At 68.3% G+C, this 18,988-nt stretch carries 16 protein-coding genes and 2 pseudogenes; 9 read left to right on the top strand and 9 right to left on the bottom strand.

Annotated elements, in window-relative coordinates:
* The first annotated feature begins 593 nt into the window (after positions 1-593).
* The gene (locus tag AB0B25_RS28980) at positions 594-1,103 is read left to right on the top strand and encodes a DUF302 domain-containing protein (protein ID WP_357186032.1); all 510 of its coding nucleotides are present in this window, start codon (positions 594-596) and stop codon (positions 1,101-1,103) included.
* A gap of 174 nt (positions 1,104-1,277) precedes the next feature.
* Here the strand turns inward: AB0B25_RS28980 and AB0B25_RS28975 are convergent, their stop codons facing one another.
* Both AB0B25_RS28975 and AB0B25_RS28970 read right to left on the bottom strand, forming a co-directional pair.
* Positions 1,278-1,499 (bottom strand): hypothetical protein, encoded by a 222-nt coding sequence (locus AB0B25_RS28975; protein WP_357186030.1) that lies wholly within the window; start codon positions 1,497-1,499, stop codon positions 1,278-1,280.
* Positions 1,492-3,291 carry a PspC domain-containing protein gene (locus AB0B25_RS28970; RefSeq protein ID WP_357186027.1) on the bottom strand — a complete coding sequence of 600 codons (1,800 nt, stop codon included), beginning with the start codon at positions 3,289-3,291 and terminating at the stop codon, positions 1,492-1,494. The genes AB0B25_RS28975 and AB0B25_RS28970 overlap by 8 nt, the downstream gene beginning before the upstream one ends.
* A 332-nt stretch (positions 3,292-3,623) precedes the next feature.
* Here AB0B25_RS28970 and AB0B25_RS28965 point away from each other — a divergent pair, with 332 nt between their 5' ends.
* Positions 3,624-4,943: a PspC domain-containing protein gene (locus AB0B25_RS28965; RefSeq protein WP_357186049.1), complete on the top strand. Its 1,320-nt coding sequence runs from the start codon at positions 3,624-3,626 to the stop codon at positions 4,941-4,943.
* A 148-nt stretch (positions 4,944-5,091) separates the two neighbouring features.
* The gene (locus tag AB0B25_RS28960) at positions 5,092-5,727 is read left to right on the top strand and encodes a response regulator transcription factor (RefSeq protein ID WP_357186046.1); all 636 of its coding nucleotides are present in this window, start codon (positions 5,092-5,094) and stop codon (positions 5,725-5,727) included.
* A gap of 110 nt (positions 5,728-5,837) precedes the next feature.
* Here AB0B25_RS28960 and AB0B25_RS28955 read toward each other — a convergent pair whose 3' ends face one another.
* Entirely contained in the window at positions 5,838-6,959 is a 1,122-nt protein-coding gene (locus AB0B25_RS28955) for a serine/threonine-protein kinase (RefSeq protein WP_357186024.1), read from the bottom strand.
* Positions 6,960-7,540: 581 nt separating this feature from the next.
* On the opposite strand from AB0B25_RS28955, the gene AB0B25_RS28950 reads away from it, so the two are divergent.
* Positions 7,541-8,227 (top strand): hypothetical protein, encoded by a 687-nt coding sequence (locus AB0B25_RS28950; protein WP_357186044.1) that lies wholly within the window; start codon positions 7,541-7,543, stop codon positions 8,225-8,227.
* Between the two features lie 163 nt (positions 8,228-8,390).
* A complete protein-coding gene (locus tag AB0B25_RS28945) occupies positions 8,391-9,929 on the top strand; it encodes a DNA polymerase Y family protein (RefSeq protein WP_357186041.1) in 1,539 nt (512 codons plus the stop codon).
* 62 nt (positions 9,930-9,991) lie between these two features.
* Here the strand turns inward: AB0B25_RS28945 and AB0B25_RS28940 are convergent, their stop codons facing one another.
* The 3 genes and pseudogenes from AB0B25_RS28940 to AB0B25_RS28930 form a co-directional block, all read right to left on the bottom strand.
* Positions 9,992-10,114, bottom strand: a complete 123-nt coding sequence (locus AB0B25_RS28940; protein ID WP_357186052.1) for a hypothetical protein — start codon at positions 10,112-10,114, stop codon at positions 9,992-9,994.
* Positions 10,115-10,311: 197 nt separating this feature from the next.
* Positions 10,312-10,437: pseudogene (locus tag AB0B25_RS28935) on the bottom strand (class I SAM-dependent methyltransferase); the annotation flags it as partial.
* Between the two features lie 7 nt (positions 10,438-10,444).
* Entirely contained in the window at positions 10,445-10,687 is a 243-nt protein-coding gene (locus AB0B25_RS28930) for a hypothetical protein (protein ID WP_357186021.1), read from the bottom strand.
* 305 nt (positions 10,688-10,992) lie between these two features.
* Here AB0B25_RS28930 and AB0B25_RS28925 point away from each other — a divergent pair, with 305 nt between their 5' ends.
* The 3 genes from AB0B25_RS28925 (at position 10,993) to AB0B25_RS28915 (ending at position 13,596) form a co-directional block, all read left to right on the top strand.
* Complete coding sequence (locus tag AB0B25_RS28925; RefSeq protein WP_357186018.1) at positions 10,993-11,472, top strand: nitroreductase/quinone reductase family protein; 480 nt, start codon at positions 10,993-10,995, stop codon at positions 11,470-11,472.
* Between the two features lie 168 nt (positions 11,473-11,640).
* The gene (locus tag AB0B25_RS28920; RefSeq protein ID WP_357186038.1) at positions 11,641-12,387 is read left to right on the top strand and encodes an alpha/beta hydrolase; all 747 of its coding nucleotides are present in this window, start codon (positions 11,641-11,643) and stop codon (positions 12,385-12,387) included.
* Positions 12,388-12,687: 300 nt separating this feature from the next.
* Positions 12,688-13,596 (top strand): sucrase ferredoxin, encoded by a 909-nt coding sequence (locus AB0B25_RS28915; protein WP_357186015.1) that lies wholly within the window; start codon positions 12,688-12,690, stop codon positions 13,594-13,596.
* A 210-nt stretch (positions 13,597-13,806) separates the two neighbouring features.
* Here AB0B25_RS28915 and AB0B25_RS28910 read toward each other — a convergent pair.
* A pseudogene (locus AB0B25_RS28910) lies at positions 13,807-14,724 on the bottom strand (SDR family NAD(P)-dependent oxidoreductase); the annotation flags it as partial.
* A gap of 290 nt (positions 14,725-15,014) precedes the next feature.
* Between AB0B25_RS28910 and AB0B25_RS28905 the strand changes: the two are divergent.
* A complete protein-coding gene (locus AB0B25_RS28905) occupies positions 15,015-15,470 on the top strand; it encodes a hypothetical protein (protein ID WP_357186012.1) in 456 nt (151 codons plus the stop codon).
* An 85-nt stretch (positions 15,471-15,555) separates the two neighbouring features.
* Here AB0B25_RS28905 and AB0B25_RS28900 read toward each other — a convergent pair whose 3' ends face one another.
* Together AB0B25_RS28900 and AB0B25_RS28895 are read right to left on the bottom strand one after the other, a co-directional pair.
* On the bottom strand, positions 15,556-16,812 hold the full coding sequence (locus AB0B25_RS28900) for a cytochrome P450 (protein WP_357186009.1): 1,257 nt from the start codon (positions 16,810-16,812) through the stop codon (positions 15,556-15,558).
* Positions 16,809-18,899, bottom strand: a complete 2,091-nt coding sequence (locus AB0B25_RS28895) for a hypothetical protein (RefSeq protein WP_357186007.1) — start codon at positions 18,897-18,899, stop codon at positions 16,809-16,811. Before AB0B25_RS28895 ends, AB0B25_RS28900 begins: the two co-directional genes overlap by 4 nt.
* Between the last annotated feature and the right edge of the window lie 89 nt (positions 18,900-18,988).

Below are 18,988 nucleotides of genomic sequence, written 5' to 3'. Positions count from 1 at the left end.
GTCCGAGCGGCCGAGATTTGCGCCTACGGCGCGGGCGCTTCGGCCGCTCGGACGCGAGCCGGGCCGCGAACGGTGCTCGTAGGGCTCGCACCCGACGGGGTTGGTGGGTAGGTATCGGGTTTTGTTCGGGATGTTTGCTGTGGGGCGCTGTGTGGTTGGTTTGCTGGGTTGGGGCGGGGGGCCGTTTGGACGAGCAGTGTCCCCTGTCTTTCGGATAGGGCTGGAGCTTGCTCGTTCGGCACATCGCCCACGTAGGTGGTTCACCAAGGAGGGGCTCATGACTGTGGTCTCTCGAGTAGTATGTGCTTTGGCCGAAGGCCTTTTTGGAAAGCTGGATTCACGTCGAGTTTTGCCCACGCAGCCGAAAGTTTCGTCACATCGTGCGGCATGTGATGTGGTCGGGGTGATGCTCCGGTGAGACGGGAGCGGCTGAAGACGTCGACAATTGATTGTCCGATGTCGGCCGATGTCCGGCGCAATACGCTGTTGTCGGCGCGAATGAGCGACACGTACGTTCGTATTGGTAGATCGCGACCCGTAGATGGTTCCGTGAAGTCCGGTCAATAGGAACGGACGAAGCGAAGGGATTCGACTTGCCCAGCGAAAACCACACCGTCAAGCGCGTAGAAGTCCATACCGGCGTTCCCTACGGCGAATTTGTCACTGCGCTCGAGAAAGCGGCTCCCCCTGTCGATGCGGGGGCGTATGAGTTCATCGAGGAAGCTGGTGGCACTTGGGATGACGTCCGCGCGGCCATGGCCGTGAACGCTCCCCATCACTTGGCCCGCTACTGGCGGATCAATGCCACGCAAGTCCTGAAGCTGGCGGAGGGCTCGACGCGATCCATCGAGTATTTGATCGGCAATCATGTCATCGCCGAGAGTATGTTCCGCCACGATCCGCGGGCTCTGCTGTATGCGCCGCTGCGCATGCTGGTGTGGAGCGATGACAACGATGATGCCGTCTTCGCCATGCATCGTCCCAGCGACGAGTTCGGCAGCCTGGGCAGCGCGGAAGTGACGAAAGTCGGTGAAGATCTCGACCGGTACGTTATCGAATTGCTTCGCCTGTGCGGGGTGGATGCCGAGCAGGACTTCGCTTAGCTTTATCGGCGAGATATCGCGCGAATCGTGCTGGGCGCCTCATCAGGAAATCGCGTCGACTTCCAGATACGAGGAGAACTGAAGCACGCCATTGCCGAAGTGGCTTCGAGCCGCCGCCGACGCCGCGAGGATTTCGCTCAGTTCGGGCCGAGCCGAGTGGGCGCCGGGATGTGCTCAGGATTGTTTGCGTGGGGAGATCACCAGGATGATACCGATGACGATCGCGGCGAGCACCAGGATCCAGCCGATCGGGATCATGCCGGCCGACGGCCAGGACACCGGGCCGACGAACGCCCACACGCTCACCGCGAGAGCCAGTAGTCCGACGATGAGCAGGGCGGGGGACACGCCGTGGCGACGCTCGTGGGTCGATTCGGGGTTGTCGTTCTCAGCCACGTTTCACCTCCACGTTTCCGGCACGAACATCGACGTTGAGGGTGAGCATCGGCGCACCGGGGGTATTCGGGCCGCTGATTCCGTTGACGCACTGGGCATCGCCCAAGGTCGCAGTGCAGGTGGTGCGCACGGTCAAGTCGGCGGGCAGCAGCACGCGGATCTCGCCCATCTGCACGGCGACGTCCACGGTGCGGCTCTCGGTCAGCTTCAGCGAACTCAGGTCCAGCGTGCCGGATCCCATGGTCACCGTGTAGCTCGGCGCCAGTTCGGCGACCGAATTCGGCGCCCAAGTGTGCTCGCCCATCGCGCCGCGGTCGAACTCGATCGGGCCGATCGCGGAGGCGAGTAGCACGAACCCGGCGAGTGGGGCGGTGAGGACCAGCAGGCCATAGCCGCGGCGCAGGAATGCGCCGAGCACGAGGCCGAGGCCGATCACCGCTAGTGCCACCGCGCCGATCCGGCCCGGCGTCATCCACTCCACACCCCCGGCGGCCGCCGCGCCCGCGGCCGCCGCGGCGAGGACGGCAAGGCCGATCACCGTCGGGGTCAGCCGGGAGCGGGGACGCTTCGGCGGCGCGGTGGCGGTGGTACGGACCGGGGTGGGCTCCGGGAGGTCCCAGGCGAGCGGGGCGACGCCGAGCGGGTCCCAGGACGGTGGCGTGGGTCCGCCGATGACCGCGGTCTGGGCGAATGCCGCGGGGCGGTTCGCATTCGGCCGGGGAGGGCGCTTGTCTCCGGACTCCTGGCCGAGTGCGGGACCCGCCGTCGACGCGGAAGTGGGTGTCGGACCGAGATGCTCGGTCTCGGCGTCGAGGGATGTCGCGGCGTGGTCGCTCGCGCGCTGCACGGATGAGGACGAGGGCGCCGGTCCGGTTCCGCCGAACGGGTTCGGTGCGGTTTCGTTGCCGGCGAACGTGCTTTCTCGGACATTGTCGTCGGCGGGCGCCGGCTCGGCTGTCTTGCCGACGGGCGCATCCGAGGCAGTGCGATCTGTCGCGGCATCGTGTGGTCGGGCGTGGTCGGACGCCCCGCATGCCGCCGGCTTGTCGAGCTGTACGGTGTCGATCTCGCTCCGGTCGGCTCCGGCCTGCTGTGCGTCGGTCGCGCTCTCGGTGTCCTGCCGGCGCGGCGAAGGCTCGCGATCGGCACCCGACGACTCGGACGCCGGCACGTCCGGAACATACGAGTCCGGCAGCTTCGTGTATGGCGTATACACCGTGGTCGGCGGGGCGTACATGTCGCCGACGGTCCGGGGCGCTCCCGGGGGGAAGACTGCGCCGGGGTAGCCGGTGGCGGGGTAGCCACTGATCCCGTCGCTCGGGGCGAACTCGCCGTACGCGTTGGTCGTGCCGGGTGGCGGGACGGGGTTGCGCAGGTGCAGCATCCACCAGCCTGCCAGCATCAACGCGAGGCTGATCAGGCCCGATCCGCCGAGCCCGACCCCGACCGGGCCCATCGTGCTGACCGCGATGGCCAGTGCCACGATCAACACGATGGTCTTGGTCTGCGACTGCGAGCTGTATCCCTTGCCGACCAACGATTCGGCCGCCGACACCTGGTCACCCGGCTCGCTCAGCAATAGCCAGGCCAGCAGGTAGAGCACGATGCCCGCGCCTCCGAAAATCGTCGACACCACGAACGCGACCCGGATCAGGATCGGATCCACGTTGTAGCGCTGACCGAACCCTGCCGCGACGCCTGCGATCGGGCCCTGCCGCGGCAGCCGTACCGGCCGCGTGTGCCACATCTGCTGGAGCAGATCGCCGAAACTCGTTTGCGTCATGTTTCTCATGGTGGGCCCGACTCGCGCGGCAGCACATCGGGGGGAACCCTGAAAAAATTCGTGAACCCTTTGGACCATCCGATGATCGAGCAGACAGTGGTCGCCGTGCGGGACACCGTCGGATCCATGTGGCCGAAGTGCGCGCCGGGTGCGCGTCGGCGCTGGTCGGCGCGGTGGACATCGCCGGATCAGGGTGATTCCCGATGCCTGCCGTCGGATGCTCGTGCAGTATCGGAGGTATGTATCCGTCTGTTCCCGCGTTCGACGCCCGGGGGTTCGACGGTGCGCGCGGGCTGGGCCCCGCGCCCGCGTCGATCCCCGGGCAGCCGCCGCCGGCGCGGATGGTGCGCCGGTCGGGTGGCCGAATCGTCGGCGGGGTAGCGGGCGGCATCGCCGATCATCTCGGGATCGATGTGTTCAAGGTTCGGATGGCGTTCGTGCTGCTGTTTGCGCTGGCGGGGGCGGGCATCGTCGCGTACGGGATGCTGTGGATCTTCACGTCGGGTGGTTCGGACCAGGTGAAGCCTTCCGGCGCGGAGCGGCGCCAGGCCATCGGGCTCGCCATGCTCGGGCTCGGGCTGGCGGTGGCTGTGTCGTGGGCATTCAGTGGGACGGCGGCGAAGGTGCTCGCGCCGGTGATTGTGGTCGCGGTCGGTGCGGCGCTGGTGTGGCGGGAATACGACGTCGACGGTCCGCGCTCATTGCTCGGTCTGCCCGCGCGGCCGTCGGTGGTGACCTGGTCGCGCATCGTCGCCGGGGCGACCCTGGTGGTGTCCGGTCTCGGCGTGGTGGTGCTGGGCCGGATCGATCTGAGTTCGCTCGGGACGGCGCTGGTCGCGGTGGCGGTCACGCTGGTCGGCGCCGGACTGCTGACGATCCCGCTGTGGCTGCGCACACTGCGCGCGCTGAACGCCGAGCGCGCCGCCCGCATCCGCAACGAGGAACGCGAGGAGATCGCTTCCCACCTGCATGATTCGGTGCTGCAGACCCTTGCTCTCATCCAGCGGCAGGCAGATGATCCGCTGGAGGTGGTGCGGCTGGCCCGCAGCCAGGAACGGGAGCTGCGCAAATGGCTGTTCGAGGATGTCGGTCCGGCGCAGTCGAGTCTGGCCGCGGCCCTGCGCACCATCGCGGGCGAAGTGGAGGATCAGCACGGCGTGAAAGTGGCGCCGGTGACCGTCGGCGATGTGTCGATGGACAGCGACAGCTGTGGGTCGGGCCTGCCCAAGGAGCACTTCACCGCGCTGCTCGGCGCGAGCAGGGAGGCGCTGGTCAACGCCGCGAAGCACGCGGGCGTCCCGGAGATCGACCTGTTCGCCGAGGCCGAACCGCACCAGGTGAGCATCTTCGTCCGAGACCGGGGCGCCGGGTTCGACCTCGCGTCGGTGCCGCAGGACCGCCGTGGCCTGGCCAAATCGATTCGCGGTCGAGTCGAGCGTCGCGGCGGCCAGGTGGAGATCCTGTCGACGCCCGGCCGCGGCACCGAGGTTCGAATCATCATGCCGCGCAGTGATTCCGGCGGTCAGGGTGACGAGGCGAGCGCCGTCGACGCAGACCGGGATTCTGCGATGACGACTGAACCGGTGCGCTCGGGCAAACGGTGGGCCCCGGAGGTTGACGACCTGCGGACGGCTAAGGTGGTAGGCGAACCAGACAACTGATTTCGCGCGGACATGGGTAACTCGTCGAGTACGTCCAGAACACGGGTGGCCCAACGTAGGACCTGAACGCAAATCCCGCGCTACTCAACTAGTACGGCCTGAAGACACTAGTACGGCCTAAAGACGCGGAGAGGCGGGGCAGGTGACCGTGCGGGTCTTTCTCGTCGATGATCACGCCGTATTCCGGTCGGGTGTGCGGGCGGAGCTGAGCCGGGAAGCCGACATGGAGGTCGTCGGCGAGGCAGGCGGGGTGGCCGAGGCGGTCGCCGGGATCAACGCGGCGTGCCCGGAGGTGGTCTTGCTGGACGTGCACATGCCGGACGGCGGCGGCGTCGCGGTGCTGACGGGTATCGAGCCGGGGCCGGTGTGTTTGGCGCTGAGCGTGTCCGATGCCGCGGAGGATGTGATCGCGGTGATCCGAGCCGGAGCCAGAGGATATGTGACCAAGACGATTTCGGGATCGGAACTGGCCGACGGCATTCGCCGGGTAGCAGGCGGCGACGCGGTCTTCAGCCCGCGGCTGGCCGGCTTCGTGCTCGATTCGTTCACCGGGAAGTCCCCGGTGCCCGAGCCGCCGCTCGACCCCGAACTGGACTCTCTGACCCCCCGCGAACTCGAGGTCCTTCGTCTACTCGCTCGCGGCTACACCTACCGGGAAATCGCCGAATCCCTGTTCATCTCCGTCAAGACAGTGGAAACCCACGCGTCCAACGTGCTCCGTAAAACCCAGCAGTCCAACCGCAACGCCCTGACCCGCTGGGCTCACCGTCGCCGCATCGACTGACCTGCCGAGCCGCACCACAGGCGCCCCTACCGGCGCGTCGCACACCCTGGTGGTTCTGCGTCGGTGTTGGTGTGTGCGCGAGAACATCAGCGGTGCGCGACGAGTCGCGGTCACATGACTGCGACGATGACACCGATGATGATGATCAGGCCGATGAGGAGGCCGACGGCGATGGCGAGGGGGGCGTTGCTGGGCTGGGCGGGTTTGGCGCGCTGAGGTGGGGCGGCCGCGGTTGCTCCGACGAGGTTGCGGTGTGGGCGGGGGAGCGGGGCCGAGTGCGGGCTGCGCAGACCGGATGCCGAATTGCGCGCTGCCCAGGCCGGGATGGTGCCGTCCTCGGTGCGTACCGGTGCGCCGAGAATGTGCGGTCCGGTGCCGGGACCGAAAGCAGCCGTGAGGATTTCGTCCCTTGCCTCGGCCATGGTCGGGCGGCGCTGCGGAGCGGGCTCCATCATGTGCAGCAGTGCCTGGGTGAGCATGCCGCTGCGACTCGGTGGGATGATCTGTCCCATGGCGGCGCGATGCACGATGACGTCGCTGTCCTCGTCGAAACCGAACGGCGGCTGCCCCTCGATCGCGGTGTAGAGCGTGGCGCCGAGCGAGAACACGTCGCTGGCCCTGGTCGGCTGCGCGCCGCGCGCCACCTCCGGAGGGAGGTAGGAGGGAGTGCCGGTGATCACGCCGTCCGGCTCGTCGAACAGATCGCTCGCGCTGCGGGAGATGCCGAAGTCGCTGAGTTTGGCCATGCCGACACCCGGACCTCGGTCGGCCACAAGAATGTTGCCCGGCTTGATATCTCGGTGCACGATACCCACGGAGTGTGCGGCGGCCAGCGCGTCGGCGACCTGCGCGCCGATCTGCGCCACCTCGATCGGCGGCAGCATCTCGACCAATGCCAGCGCCCGCGCGACGCTGCGCGAGGGCAGGTGCTCCATCACCAACCAGGGCTCGCCTGCCTCGAGCACCACGTCGTACACGGCGATCGCGTGCTCGTGCGAGAGCTTGGCCGCGACCCGGCCCTCGTGCATGATCTGGTTGCGGACCGCGTTGGCCTCTTCCTCGCCGAGTCCGGCCGTGGTGAGGACCTGTTTGATCGCGACGTCTCGGTCGAGCAGGCGGTCGTGCGCCAGCCACACCGCTCCCATACCGCCCCCACCCAGCTTGGACTGCAGGCGATAACGGCCTGCGACGAGGTAATCGGGGCCGACAAAGGGACGAGCGCGTTCGGTCACGGGTGCAGGGTAGCGGAAAATGGGGATAGCCGGCCTGATTCGTGCCACGCGGAGCCGAGACAGGGGGCACGCCTCGGCCTTCCCCGAAGCGCCCGGTTCGTACGCGAGCTACGCACCATACCGACGAACGGCGGGCGGGCATCGTATCCGGACGCGTGTCGGATCCGCACCGCATGGAGGGCGGCGAATGCTACGTGGGGCCGGCGCTCGGTGGGGCGCGCAGCCATCGAGTGACGTGCCGGGACCGCTGCGGATCCGACCTCCACGACCTCGATCGGCACCCCGCGACAACAGACTTGTTGCGAAATCCGGAGGCGCCGTCGTGGGCGCTTGACGAAACCTGGGGGTCGGTTTCTACTGGGGTCGGTATCGAACGTATATTCGATACGAATCGATAGCTGGATCGGTGCTGCCTCTCGAGTCGCGAGGGTCGCCCCGCGAGCTTCGCTCGGGTCCATCGTGGGAAGTAGGTGGTAGAGATGGGTTCGGATGCGACATCGAAGGAGGGGGCGAGCCGGGGTGCGGTGTCGCATGGAAGTCACCGCGAGGGCCTTCCTTTGCTCGCTGAACTGCGCAGACGCATGGCCGCGGTGCCAGGACGCGGTGAATCGGCAGCGGAGCGGATTCCGCTCGGCGCCGAATTGCGCAGAGCGGCGCTACCGGTGCCTGCCGCGCTAGCTCCATTGTTGCCCGACGGTGGTTTGGTGAAGGGATCCGTGGTGGCGTACACGGGGGCGAGTTCGCTGCTGGCCGGCCTACTCGCCGCGGTGACCGAGGGCGGCGGCCATGCCGCGGTGGTCGGGATGCCTCGGTTCGGTCTGCTCGCCGCGGTGGAAATGGGGGCTGTGCTGCGGCGGCTCGCCGTGGTCGCCGACCCCGGCCCCGACCCGGTGGAGGTCGCCGCGGTGCTGCTCGACGGACTCGACCTGGTTGTGCTCGGACTCGACGGCGCCGCCGTCCCGCCCGCCCGCACTCGGGTGATCGCGGCCCGCGCCCGTAACAAGGGCGCCACCCTCGTGGTCGCCGACGGCCGCTGGCCGGGAGCTTCCCTCCAGCTCGATGCCCGCATCGCGGGCTACGCCGGTCTCGGTCGTGGTCGAGGGCGGCTGCGGTCGCTCGATCTCGCGGTAGAGGTGCGCGGAAAGGCGGGACCGCCGCGGCGCGGGCGGCTCGAACTGTGCCCGAACGCTGGGCGGGTGGAATGGGTGCTGCGCGAAAAGTCGGCTCGGACAGCCGAAACGATCGATGCGCGGGAGGCGGTGTCGTGAGTGCGCGGTCCGAATCGCCGGAGATTCGGTCGAACGTCACCATCGACCCAGGTGTCGCCGCTGTGACGAGCGACGAAGGCGATGCGGGACCGTGATTCGGCCGAACGCCAAGCGGGTGCTCGCCCTGTGGTGTCCTGATTGGCCCGCGGTCGCCGCCGCGGCGATGGCGGAACTTCCCGCTACGCGCCCGGTAGCGGTGCTGTTCGCCAATCGGGTGGTGGCATGTTCGGCGATCGCGCGGGCCGAGGGGGTGCGTCGGGGGTCGCGGCGCAGAGAAGCGCAGGCACGATGCCCGGATCTGTTTCTCGCGCAAGAGGATCCGGACCGGGATGCGCGGCTGTTCGAGCCGGTGGTGGCGGCTGTGGCCGCGGCGGTGCCCGGGGTGGAGGTGCTGCGCCCCGGATTGGTGGTGCTCGGCGCGCGCGGCGCGGCGCGGTTCTTCGGGTCCGAGGAGGCGGCGGCCGAACGTCTGGTCGACGCGGTGGCCGCGGTCGGGGTGGAGGCGCAGATCGGGATCGCCGACGAGTTGTCCACCGCGGTGCTCGCCGCCCGCCGCGCCGCGATCGTGCCTGCCGGAGCGGGGCCGCGGTTCCTCGCGCCGCTGCCGGTGAGTGAACTCGCGGTCGAGCCGAGCCTGGCCGCGCCGGAACGTGCCGACTTGGTCGATCTGTTGCACCGCTTGGGTTTACGCCTGGTCGGCGATTTCGCCGCGCTGTCCCCGGCCGAGGTCGCCTCCCGGTTCGGCGCCGACGCCGTGCGCGCGCATCGTTGTGCCCGAGCGGAGCCGGAGCGTCCGCCGTCCGCACGGCGGCCGCCACCGGATCTGGGGGTGGAGTACCGCTGCGATCCGCCGATCGAGCGGGTCGATGCCGCCGCTTTCGCCGGTCGTCTGCTCGCCACCCGGCTGCACGCCGCGCTCGCGGCGGCCGGACTGGCCTGTACCAGGCTCTCGGTGTCCGCGGAAACCGCGGCGGGGGAGACGCTGGCCCGGATCTGGCGGTGCGCCGAGCCATTGACGCCGGAGGGCACGGCCGACCGGGTGCGCTGGCAGTTGGACGGCTGGCTTACCCGGCGCGACGGCGCACGGCCCACCGCACCGGTCACGGTGCTGCGGTTGGAGCCGGTCGAAGTGGTCGCGGCGGGTGCGTTGCAGCTCGGGTTGTGGGGCGGGGTCGGTGCCGAGGACGAGCGGGCTCGGCGCGCACTGATCCGAGTGCAGGGATTACTCGGCGGGCAAGCGGTGCGGGTCGGTGTGCTCAGCGGTGGACGTGGACCCGCCGAGCGCATCACCATGGTCGCGCTGGGTGACGAACTCGTCCCCGCGGCCGATCCCGCGCAGCCATGGCCGGGCCGTCTGCCCGAGCCCGCGCCGGCCGTGATACTGCTGAACCGTCCGCTGGTACGCCTGGAATCCGCCGACGGCGCCCCGGTCGAAATCACCGACCGCGGCCTGTTCGACGCCGCGCCCGCACTCCTGCGCTGGGGAAGTAGACAGTGGCGGTTGACCGGCTGGGCGGGTCCATGGCCGGTGGACGAACGGTGGTGGGCGTCGGATTCGGACGCTGCCCCCGCCGGACGCGCTGCCCCCGCCGGACGCGCTGCCCGCGCGCAGGTCCAACTCGACGGTGCGCCTCCCGACGTCCGGGTGCTGCTGCTGATCTACCACGACGAAATCTGGCGCGCTGAAGGGCTTTACGACTGAACGTCCCCGCGCGGGTATGGCGGGTTGGCGCATACTCTCGGCGAACCAGGCTGTCGAACCGTTCACGCAGGGCGGCCCCACGCCGTCGCCAGGGTGAACGGATGTCCGCGCAGCGCAGCCCATTTCGGCTTCTGGGCCAGCCAAGAGTCGTCCACCAGCGCTTCGGCGACCTCGGTGAGTACCACCCGGCGGACAGTCCCACCGCAATGTCGTCGCTGAACAGATGCAGATGCGTAGTGATCGCCACCGGCTCGCCGGACGTCGCGGTGTAGTGCGTCGGCATGCCGGACACCATGATGAATTGCGGGTGGTAGCTGACCAGCACGCACAGCGCGCCGGGTGCGGCCAGTCGCCAGGCCTCCGCGTAGAGCGGCGCCAGTTCCGGTAGGTGCTCGTCGATCAGTGAGGCGATCACCAGGTCGTAACCGCCTTCGGTCAGGCCGGTGGCCCGGACGTCCCCTTCGGTCAACGTGGTGTGGGCCCCGCGTTCGGCGGCCCGCTCCAGCATCCCGGACTCAGGTCGACGCCGTCGATGTGCGAGATCCCCGTTCGCGCAACCAGCCGCCGATCCGTCCGGTGCCGCAGCCCAGGTCGGCGGCCCGCTGTATCCGGCCGAGGTCGAGCCGCAGTCGCCCGAGCAGCGCGAGATCCATCTCGGCCAGCACCGTCTGCTCGTAGGTCGGCGCCCATCCGTCGTACCCGGTCGCCACGTCGACGGTGCGATAGTGGCGACGGTCGAAATCGGCGAAAGAAGGCATGTCGTGAGTATTCGCCCGAGCACGATTGCGCGGAAGATTTACCGGTCAGGGCACGGGAGCCGAACGCGCGCGCGGTGGGTCATCAACATCGCGACAGCGCCGTCGCTACCGACCTCCATCGGCAACCTCCTGCTTGTGTGCCGCGTGGTCCGACGCTGTGGGTGTGGGCACAGTCGGCGCGGCGGCATTTCGAGCCAATTGACCGACTATGCCGGATAGCCGGTGAAAACGTGGATAGTCGCGCCCCGCCGCAGGGAGCCGTGCTGCCCCTTGCCCTCGAATACACAGAGGCGGACGCTCGAATTATGGCCAAGCCATATCGAGCAGGATGGGCTGTCCGGATGTCCAACGCGTGGATGCGGACCGTGCTGCGTGCCGGATTGCCGATGTGGACCTTCCGTGTGCTCACCGTGCCCGGACGGCGCAGCGGCCGCGCGATCGAGACTCCGGTGGCGGTGTTCGAACAAGGCGACCGGCGATACCTGGTGGCGTCCTATGGCACCGTGAACTGGGTGCGCAACCTGCGTGCGGCCCGAGGGGAGGCGGCGCTGCGCCACGGCAAACATGTCGAGACCGTGACGGCCGTGGAATTGCCGACCGATCGGGCGGCCGGAGTGTTCCGCGCCGCGCTGGTGTCGGGTCCGCCCCGTGTTCCGAAACCCATTGTGGCGCTGTATCGACGGTTCTTCGTCCTGCCGTACCTGGATGTGGGCGTGGACTCCGCGCCGGAGCGATTCCTCGACAACGCCCGCACCCATCCGGTCTTCGAGATCAGGTCGGCCTGACTCGGTGCGCCGACTTGTGTGGTGGCCGGCGCAGGCCAGGGCGTAGGTGTGCTTCGGACGGCGGTTTCGGTCTCGAGCGTCTCCGGTCCGGTACCGACGCGGCCAGTTCCGGTGATCCGGGCTATAACTCGACGATGACCGTCGGTATCCTCGAAAGTCGTGGATCTGATGGTGGACCGGGTGGCATTCGGAGACGTGCGAATCGCCTACCGGGATTCGGGGGTGGGCGCGGTCAGTGACGTTCCCGTCATGCTGGTGCACGGCATGGGCGGCGACGGTCACACCTGGGATCGGTTCGCCCGCGTCCTGGTGCAGTCCGGGCGTCGCGTGATCATTCCCGACCTACGCGGACACGGTCGTAGCACGCACACCGATTCCTACCGCTTCGACGACTTCGGCGCCGATCTGCTGACGCTGTGCGATCGGCTGGAGGTGACCTCGGTCGATCTGGTCGGGCATTCGCTCGGCGGTTACGCGGTGTCGTGCGTCGCGCAGGAGCGGCCGGAGTTGGTGCGCAGGCTGGTCATGGAGGAGTGTCCGCTGCCGCTGCAATCCGGCGCCGAGGAGCTGTACCTGACCCGCCACTTCCCGACCGTGCCCGAATTGTGGCACGCCACATCGAGCCTGATTCGGCACCCGCGCGCGGTGCTCGCCTTCGACCGTTCCATGACGAGGACCGCGCTGGAGCAGTTCCGTAAGCCGAACCCGGAGTGGTGGGACCGGCTCTCCGACATCACCGCGCCGACGCTGGTGCTGTGCGGCGGTCCCGGCGGCATGGTCGACCCGGCGAAACTGAACATCCTGCAAGCCGCCATCGCTGACTGCACGGTGACCGCTTTCCCGTGCGGCCACAGCATTCACCGTGATCGTTACCGGGAGTTCGCCGCGGCTGTCCGGCCGTTCCTGGCGGGCTGAGCCGATGGGTGCGTGGCCCGGATTCTAGAGTGAGGGAATGCTCGCGCACGACCGTCCAGTTCTGTTCTTGTCCGAGGAACAGGCTGCCGTTCCTGCCGAGGCGCTCGGCAGCCGGCGGCCCGGCGTCGTCGGTGGTCGGCTCGCGAACGCCGCGTTACCCCGGTCGGCCGGATTCGAGATGTTTGCCCATTGTCCTGCCGAGCCGAACGCGCACTGCGCACCACGGGTCTGTCGTGTGAACACCATCCGGGGCTCCGTCGCCCGGACTCCGGGGTGTCCAGGTCATGGTCAGAGACGCCGATGAGCGAGTTCGAGGGAATGCTCTGTTCGGCCGCGGCGGCGGTCGACGTTCCGTTGCCCGGCACCGCGACCCAGGTCACCGGGTGGCTGTGTGTGGAGCATCCGGGCGCGTGGGGTCGGGATGTGATCGGTGACGAGGTACTCGGACGGGAGATCACCGCCGAGCTGGCGGCCCGTACCGCGGCGGCGCGCGTCCGCCCGACCCTGATCCGCCGTCCCGGCCGCAGCGAATTCACCGGCACCCGAACGGTTCTGCTCGCGAGTTCGCGCCGCACGGGCGCGTGGTGCGAGTGCCTCGAGATCGCCGATCTGAACGAGCTGCTCGAGCTGGACCTGCACCTGCTGAACGGTCCGCCGCCGGGAATCGGTGTGCCTGTGCGTGCTCCGCTCGTCCTGGTCTGCGCGCACGGAAAGCGCGACCAGTGCTGTGCGTTGCTCGGCCGACCGATCGCCGCCGATCTCGCGACAAGGTATCCGGGGCAGGTCTGGGAGTGCTCACATACCGGCGGCCACCGATTCGCCCCCGCGCTGGTGCTACTGCCCACGGGCCTGACCTATGGCCGTCTCGACCCGGCGACCGCAGTCGAGGCGGTCGAAGCGGCCCGCCGCGGGGCCGTCGCGCTGACCGGCCTGCGTGGCCGCAGCTGCTATTCGCCGGTCGAACAGGTCGCCGAAATCGCCGTGCGCGAACAGGTGTGCGCGCACACCGACGATTTCACGGTCGAGTCCGAGCCCGCCCCCATCGGCGCCACCGTGGCCGGCTCCGCCGTCGTCACCCACCGTGACGGCCGCCGCTGGCGCGTCACCGCGCACACGCACGCGCTGGCGCCGCGCCAGGCCAGCTGCAATGCCGCTCCCAAGCCGGTGACCGCCCTGATCGCCGGCAGCGTCCAACCGCTGACGCCTTGACAGTTGCGGCGCCGGACGAATTGGTCGGGACCGCACTGGCGGCTACTCGTGTGCAGCGCGACGGCTCTCGGCACGGGAGCGGTGCGCGGTGGGATGGCGGAACGGTTTTCGGTCGCTGACCGCCTCCGTTGTCATGCCCGGAGCCGTTGGAGCGAGTCACGCTGGTGGGTTATCGGGGCGTTCCGGAACGAGCGACCGGTTGCGCTTCGATCACCAGTGTGTGCCGGGGACCCAACGGGCCGCCCGACGCAGAGCGGTGCCGGTGGCACGGCGAGCCGCCGACTGTGTTCGTGGTTTCGGTCGAGAGGCGGCGGGTTCGGCAGGGATTTCGGCTGTTTCGGTGAACTCGCCTTTGGCGGCGGGGGAGTCCGGTAGCGCGCGGTAATAGCGGTGCAGGATGCGGTCGCGGAGTTTCGGGGTGAGCAGGGCGCCGTATTCGGCGAGGGTGCCCAATGGAACGTCGATGCGCTTGGGCCGTTCGGCCAGCGCGCGCACGATCGTCGCGGCAGCCCACTCGGGGGACTCGGCGGGTCCCTGATCGCCGCTCGGGGTAATCATCGGGGTGCGCACCAGCGGCATGTGGATAGTGGTGAAAGTGACACCGTCGGCCATGGTTTCGATCGCGGCCACCTCGGTGAACTTGTCCAGCGCCGCCTTGCTGGCCAGGTATGCCGAGAACCGCGGCGTAGCCACCTGCACCCCCGCGCTGCTGATATTCACGATGTGCCCGAACTTGCGTGCTCGCATCTGCGGCAGCAGGGCCAGCATGAGGCGCAGCGCGCCGAAGTAGTTGACCGCCATGGTGCGTTCGTAATCGTGCAGCCGGTCGGTGGAGCGGTGGATGGCGCGGCGGATCGACCTGCCCGCGTTGTTCACCAGCATGTCGACGTAGCCGTGCTCGTCCAGGATGGTCGCGACGGTGTGCTCGACGGAGTCGGAATCGGTGATGTCGCACTGGTATCCGTACGCGCGGCCACCCGCGGACCTGATCTCCTCGACCACGGTGGTGAGTTCGTCACCGCGGCGGGCGAGCAGCAACACGGTGGCGCCCTTGCCTGCGACGGCCAGCGCCGCCGCTCGTCCGATCCCGGAGGAGGCTCCGGTGATCAGGACCAGTCGTCCGGTGAGGTCACGGTCGCGACGGGGGCGCCGGATCTGCCCGCGCGGGTCGGTGGTCTCAGCGGATGCGTCGGTCATCGCTGCTCCTTCGCAGGTCGGTTCCTTGAACTGACTGTCAAGTAAGTTTACGTGCCGAGTGGTTCTGCTCGCGTCCTGGGTCGACCGCCTGCGCCGCTGCGACGGGTCGCGGTGGCGTGGGCGGCGAGTTCGGGATCCGACGTGCGCGAGGGGTGCGGCGCGTATGCGTTCGAGTCGAACAGGTCTCGAAATCTATCGAACATATGTGCGATACTCGGCGCATGGCGGACGATCGGATGGCGGAGGTTTTTGCCGCGGTGCGGCTCGGTGGCGTTGACCAGGTTGCGGCGCGGCAGGTGCTGGAAAAGCTATGGAACGAAATCGGCGATCATGCGGACGCGTTGCACCGCTGCCTGATCGCGCACTACCTGGCCGACCTGCAGGCCGAGGCCGCCGACGCGCTGCACTGGGATCAGTGCGCACTTGCGGCGGTGTTCGGCCCCGGTATCCCGCTCGACGAAGGACTGCGAGGTTTTCTTCCTTCGCTGTATCTCAACCTGGCCGACAGTCATCGGCGCGTCGGCGAGTTCGAGGTGGCCCGGATGCAACTGGCGATCGCCCGCGGACATCTCGATGTCCTCGCCGCCGACGCCTACGGCGCTCTGATCCGGAGTCGGCTCCGAAGTATCGAAGCTGCCCTCCTCGCCCGTTCCCTGTCGCCGCTCGCGAACTCGTGACCTGCCCGCATCACCTCCGGCTTGCGCCGGCCTCGGCAGGATTCGGTCCGTGGAGAGTTGTCGGTGAGCCTGATACGCGAAGGGGTCAGTCGGAGGCGCCCGGTGACGACCGCGCATCGGCCTCGGAGAGTTGCCGGAGTTCGAAAGGCCGTGCCGGAGGGAAAGTGACCGGTAGCGCTGCCAGCGCTCGATGGAACGGGCCGGGCCGCCAGGTCAGCGCGTCGGGCGCGATGGCGAGCTGGATCTCCGGTAGCGCGTCGAGAAGTTGATCGAGTCCATCCTGGGCTATGAGGTATGCGGCCTGCTGTGCGGGACACGCGTGTGGCCCGGCGCCCCACGCGAGGTGAGCGCGGTTGCCGCTGTGGTCGGTGGCGCCGACCGTGGGGTCGGTGTTGCATGCGCTGATACTGATGACCACCGGCTGGTGCGCAGGAAGCCACATCTCGTCGATCAGGATCGGTTGCCGCGGATAGGTCATGCAGAAGTTCGCGATCGGGGGATCGGTGAACAGCACCTTGTCCAAGGCATCGCGGGTCGACAGACTGCCGCCGAGGACGCCGCCGGCGAACGTCTCATCGATGAGAACCGCCAGGAGGGCATTGGCGATCAGGTTGACGGTCGGTTCGACACCGGCACCGTAGAGCGGGACCAGCTGTTCTACGATTTCGCGGTCGTCCAATGCGGCAGGATGCCGCAGCAGCCGGGTCGTGATGTCGGCACCGGGTTCGGCATGTTTGTGGGCAACCAATTCGGCTAGTGCCTCGATCAGGATGCCGTTACCGCGGGCGGCGTCATTGCCTTCGAACATCGCGATAATGCCGGCTGCGACCCGCTGCCCGATCTCCGGTGTGCAACCGAGCATGGCATTGATGACCTGAAAGGCCAGCGGGGTCGCGTACTGCTTGAGGAGATCGGCCGACCCGTTCCCGGAAAAGGTGTGGATCAGCGGAATGGCGATATCTTCGACGACGTCGTGCAGCCCGTGCAGATCGACGGCCGTGATGGCAGCGACGTTGGCCTGCCGATAGCGAAGGTGCTCGACACCCGTGCTGCGGATGGCATTGGGCCGCCATTCCAGCATTGGTCGCACCGGGCAATCTGCGGGGATGTTCTGCTGCCAGGCGCGGGGATCGGCCGGGAATCGGGCCGGATCGTGCAGTATGCGTGCTGCGGTCCGATAACCGATCACCAAAGTCGCGGGCACCTCTGGGGCCAGTTCGACCGGAACCAGCGAGCCGTAGGACTCGCGCATCCGCTGATAGAAACCATGTGGATCGGCGGCGAACGCAGGCGAGTACAGGGCCACGCGGGGCCCGCCGGTGTTGATCGGTGAGCTGGTCATTCCGGCCTCAGCTCGATCGCAGTCCGGTCGTGCAGGTCGATGACGACGTGGGCGATGCCGCGTTCGTCAGCGCAGACGCGTTGCTCGCGGGTGCCGTGTGCGGCATATGTTCGTCCGGGCTGCAGCTGGTCCAGAACCAGAGCGAATCGGCCGGGCCGCAGACCTGGCCGCAGGACGGCGTCCAAGCCGGCGCCGTCGGTGACGGCCAGTGCCACCAGGACATCCGGGTGCGGGATCGCCGCGATGCGCGGCCCGCTGTTCCATGCGGGTGGCCGCGTCGTCGACATCATGTCCGTCAGCGCCGACGGGCGCCCCAGACTGCCCAAGCCGAGCATTCCGTTGGCGTGTACCGACGCAGCCCGGAATCTCTTGACGCCTGGGCCGTTTTCGTATTCGGTGAAGCACAACTGATCAACGGCCGCGCGCCACAACTCCGCCTGCCAGTCCTGCTCGCCACACTCCTGGGCGAGAAGCATGGCCGCGGCGAGCGATTCCGCGTTCGTCGGCGCGCGCGAACCCCAGTCCTCGGCGGTCGGAGATTCGGCACCGGCTGAGCCGGGCTGTAGGTAGCGACCGGTCTCCAGCCAGTCCCGGCGCAGGATTTCCCACGCCCGCCAGGCGAGTTCGGGCAGCATCGGCGCCAGGAACGCCGCAATTCCCGCGGTCGTTGTCGGTCCTCGGAAGCCGCGCGCGGTCAGCCCCAGCCCAGAGACGAGGAAGCTGACGATATCGCCGTCCGCCGCCGTGAATTCGGTATCGAGCGCGCGTCGCAGTCGAGGCGCGATCTCCGCTGCGTGGCTGGTGCCGCACAACGCGTCCAGCACGGCGACACCTGCCGCGCTGACGGCGTTGCAGTACGGGAATACGAGCCCCCTGGTACGCGACCGTCCGAGCGGAAGTGGTTCACACGGCCACAGACACAGTTCGCCACCGAAGTTCCGAACAACGATCGCGTTGATCATGTCCCGGTCGTAGGCGCTCGACCGGTGCTGCGACCACCGGAATTCCAAAGCCCCCTCGGTGCGGAAGTGCGGATCGCCGGTGGCCTGTTCGAACATGCCCAGCTGCAGGTTGAGGTATCCGGTGAACATGATGTTCTGCCGCACATCGATCGGGTCGGCCCGGCGGTGGTGGAAGTCCCAGTTACCCAACAGGTTTTGCCAGTACCAGTATCCCCAGACCGCACGGTCCTGCATGCGGTCGAACAGGTTCAGCTGCGCAGTGTGCAGCGGTCCACGCAGCGCCGGCGTGTGCGAATAGGCGTACATCGACAGCGCCCAGCCCAGCGCGTTGAGCTGATAGCGGTACTGCTGCAGTGGCCCGGGCCCTTCGTCGTCGAAGCCGTCCCACTCGCCGCGTGGCTGCATGGCGATGCTGAGCAGGTGCCGAAGCAAAGCGAGCTGTTCGGTATTCGCCTCCGCGACAACAGGAATTCCGGCCGAGCGCCGCAACGCGACCGGGTTCGTGCGTGTCGCGGTGGGTTGCTGTTGGAGAAACTGTGCGCGTTCGGCCCCGAGACGCTGGGCGGCGCGGTGGCGAATCCGCTCACGGATGATCGCGGAACCGGTCGACACCACAGCGATCGCGAGCGCGGCCCACGAAAACCAGTGGAGTGGGCCGATCATGTCACCGTGGTGGACCGCGAGAGCGGCGCCGGTCGCCGCGGCGGCGACCACAATGACCGGTAGGGTCACGTAATCCGACCGTGCGATACACCGGAACATGAATGCCCAGCCGGACGCGATGAGAACGCCGACAAAGGCAATCACATGCCCAGCGACCACAACGGACGCCGGCAGGATCAGGATCCCCGCGGCCAGCAGAGCGCCGGCTACGGCGACACCGATACCCACGCTCACCAGATATCGGCGCAGCGCCCACCCTGCTATACAGATCTCTGCGACGATCAGCGCACCATGTCCGGCAATCATTGCCGGACCGAACGGATGATCCAGCGGCGGCACCGCGACGACCAATCCGGCGCCGGGAACGATCAACCCGGCGCCGAATGCGCGCCACGGACCGGATAGTCCCGCCAGCGGCGGGCCGACTGCCGCGACCACCCACACGACAGCGACGATGGCCACTGTGCGCCTGAACCAACGCGCGGTCGACCGGCCCCGCAGCCGGGTCGATGGAACAAACTCGGTCGTCGTCATCGCGTCTGCGGCGCTGT

This window comes from Nocardia sp. NPDC049190 (assembly GCF_040648115.1).
In the GTDB taxonomy this organism is placed as follows: Bacteria; Actinomycetota; Actinomycetes; order Mycobacteriales; family Mycobacteriaceae; genus Nocardia.
The sequence above is the reverse complement of the archived record's forward strand: the minus strand, read 5'-3'. Positions and strand labels throughout refer to the sequence as shown.

Bases quoted from the DNA above. Each gene is read 5' to 3' on its own strand.
- AB0B25_RS28970 (WP_357186027.1), bottom strand. From the start codon at position 3,291: ATGAGAAACATGACGCAAACGAGTTTCGGCGATCTGCTCCAGCAGATG.
- AB0B25_RS28965 (WP_357186049.1), top strand. From the start codon at position 3,624: ATGGTGCGCCGGTCGGGTGGCCGAATCGTCGGCGGGGTAGCGGGCGGC.
- AB0B25_RS28950 (WP_357186044.1), top strand. From the start codon at position 7,541: ATGGCCGCGGTGCCAGGACGCGGTGAATCGGCAGCGGAGCGGATTCCG.
- AB0B25_RS28945 (WP_357186041.1), top strand. From the start codon at position 8,391: ATGGCGGAACTTCCCGCTACGCGCCCGGTAGCGGTGCTGTTCGCCAAT.
- AB0B25_RS28930 (WP_357186021.1), bottom strand. From the start codon at position 10,687: ATGCCTTCTTTCGCCGATTTCGACCGTCGCCACTATCGCACCGTCGAC.
- AB0B25_RS28925 (WP_357186018.1), top strand. From the start codon at position 10,993: ATGGCCAAGCCATATCGAGCAGGATGGGCTGTCCGGATGTCCAACGCG.
- AB0B25_RS28920 (WP_357186038.1), top strand. From the start codon at position 11,641: ATGGTGGACCGGGTGGCATTCGGAGACGTGCGAATCGCCTACCGGGAT.
- AB0B25_RS28915 (WP_357186015.1), top strand. From the start codon at position 12,688: ATGAGCGAGTTCGAGGGAATGCTCTGTTCGGCCGCGGCGGCGGTCGAC.
- AB0B25_RS28905 (WP_357186012.1), top strand. From the start codon at position 15,015: ATGGCGGACGATCGGATGGCGGAGGTTTTTGCCGCGGTGCGGCTCGGT.
- AB0B25_RS28900 (WP_357186009.1), bottom strand. From the start codon at position 16,812: ATGACCAGCTCACCGATCAACACCGGCGGGCCCCGCGTGGCCCTGTAC.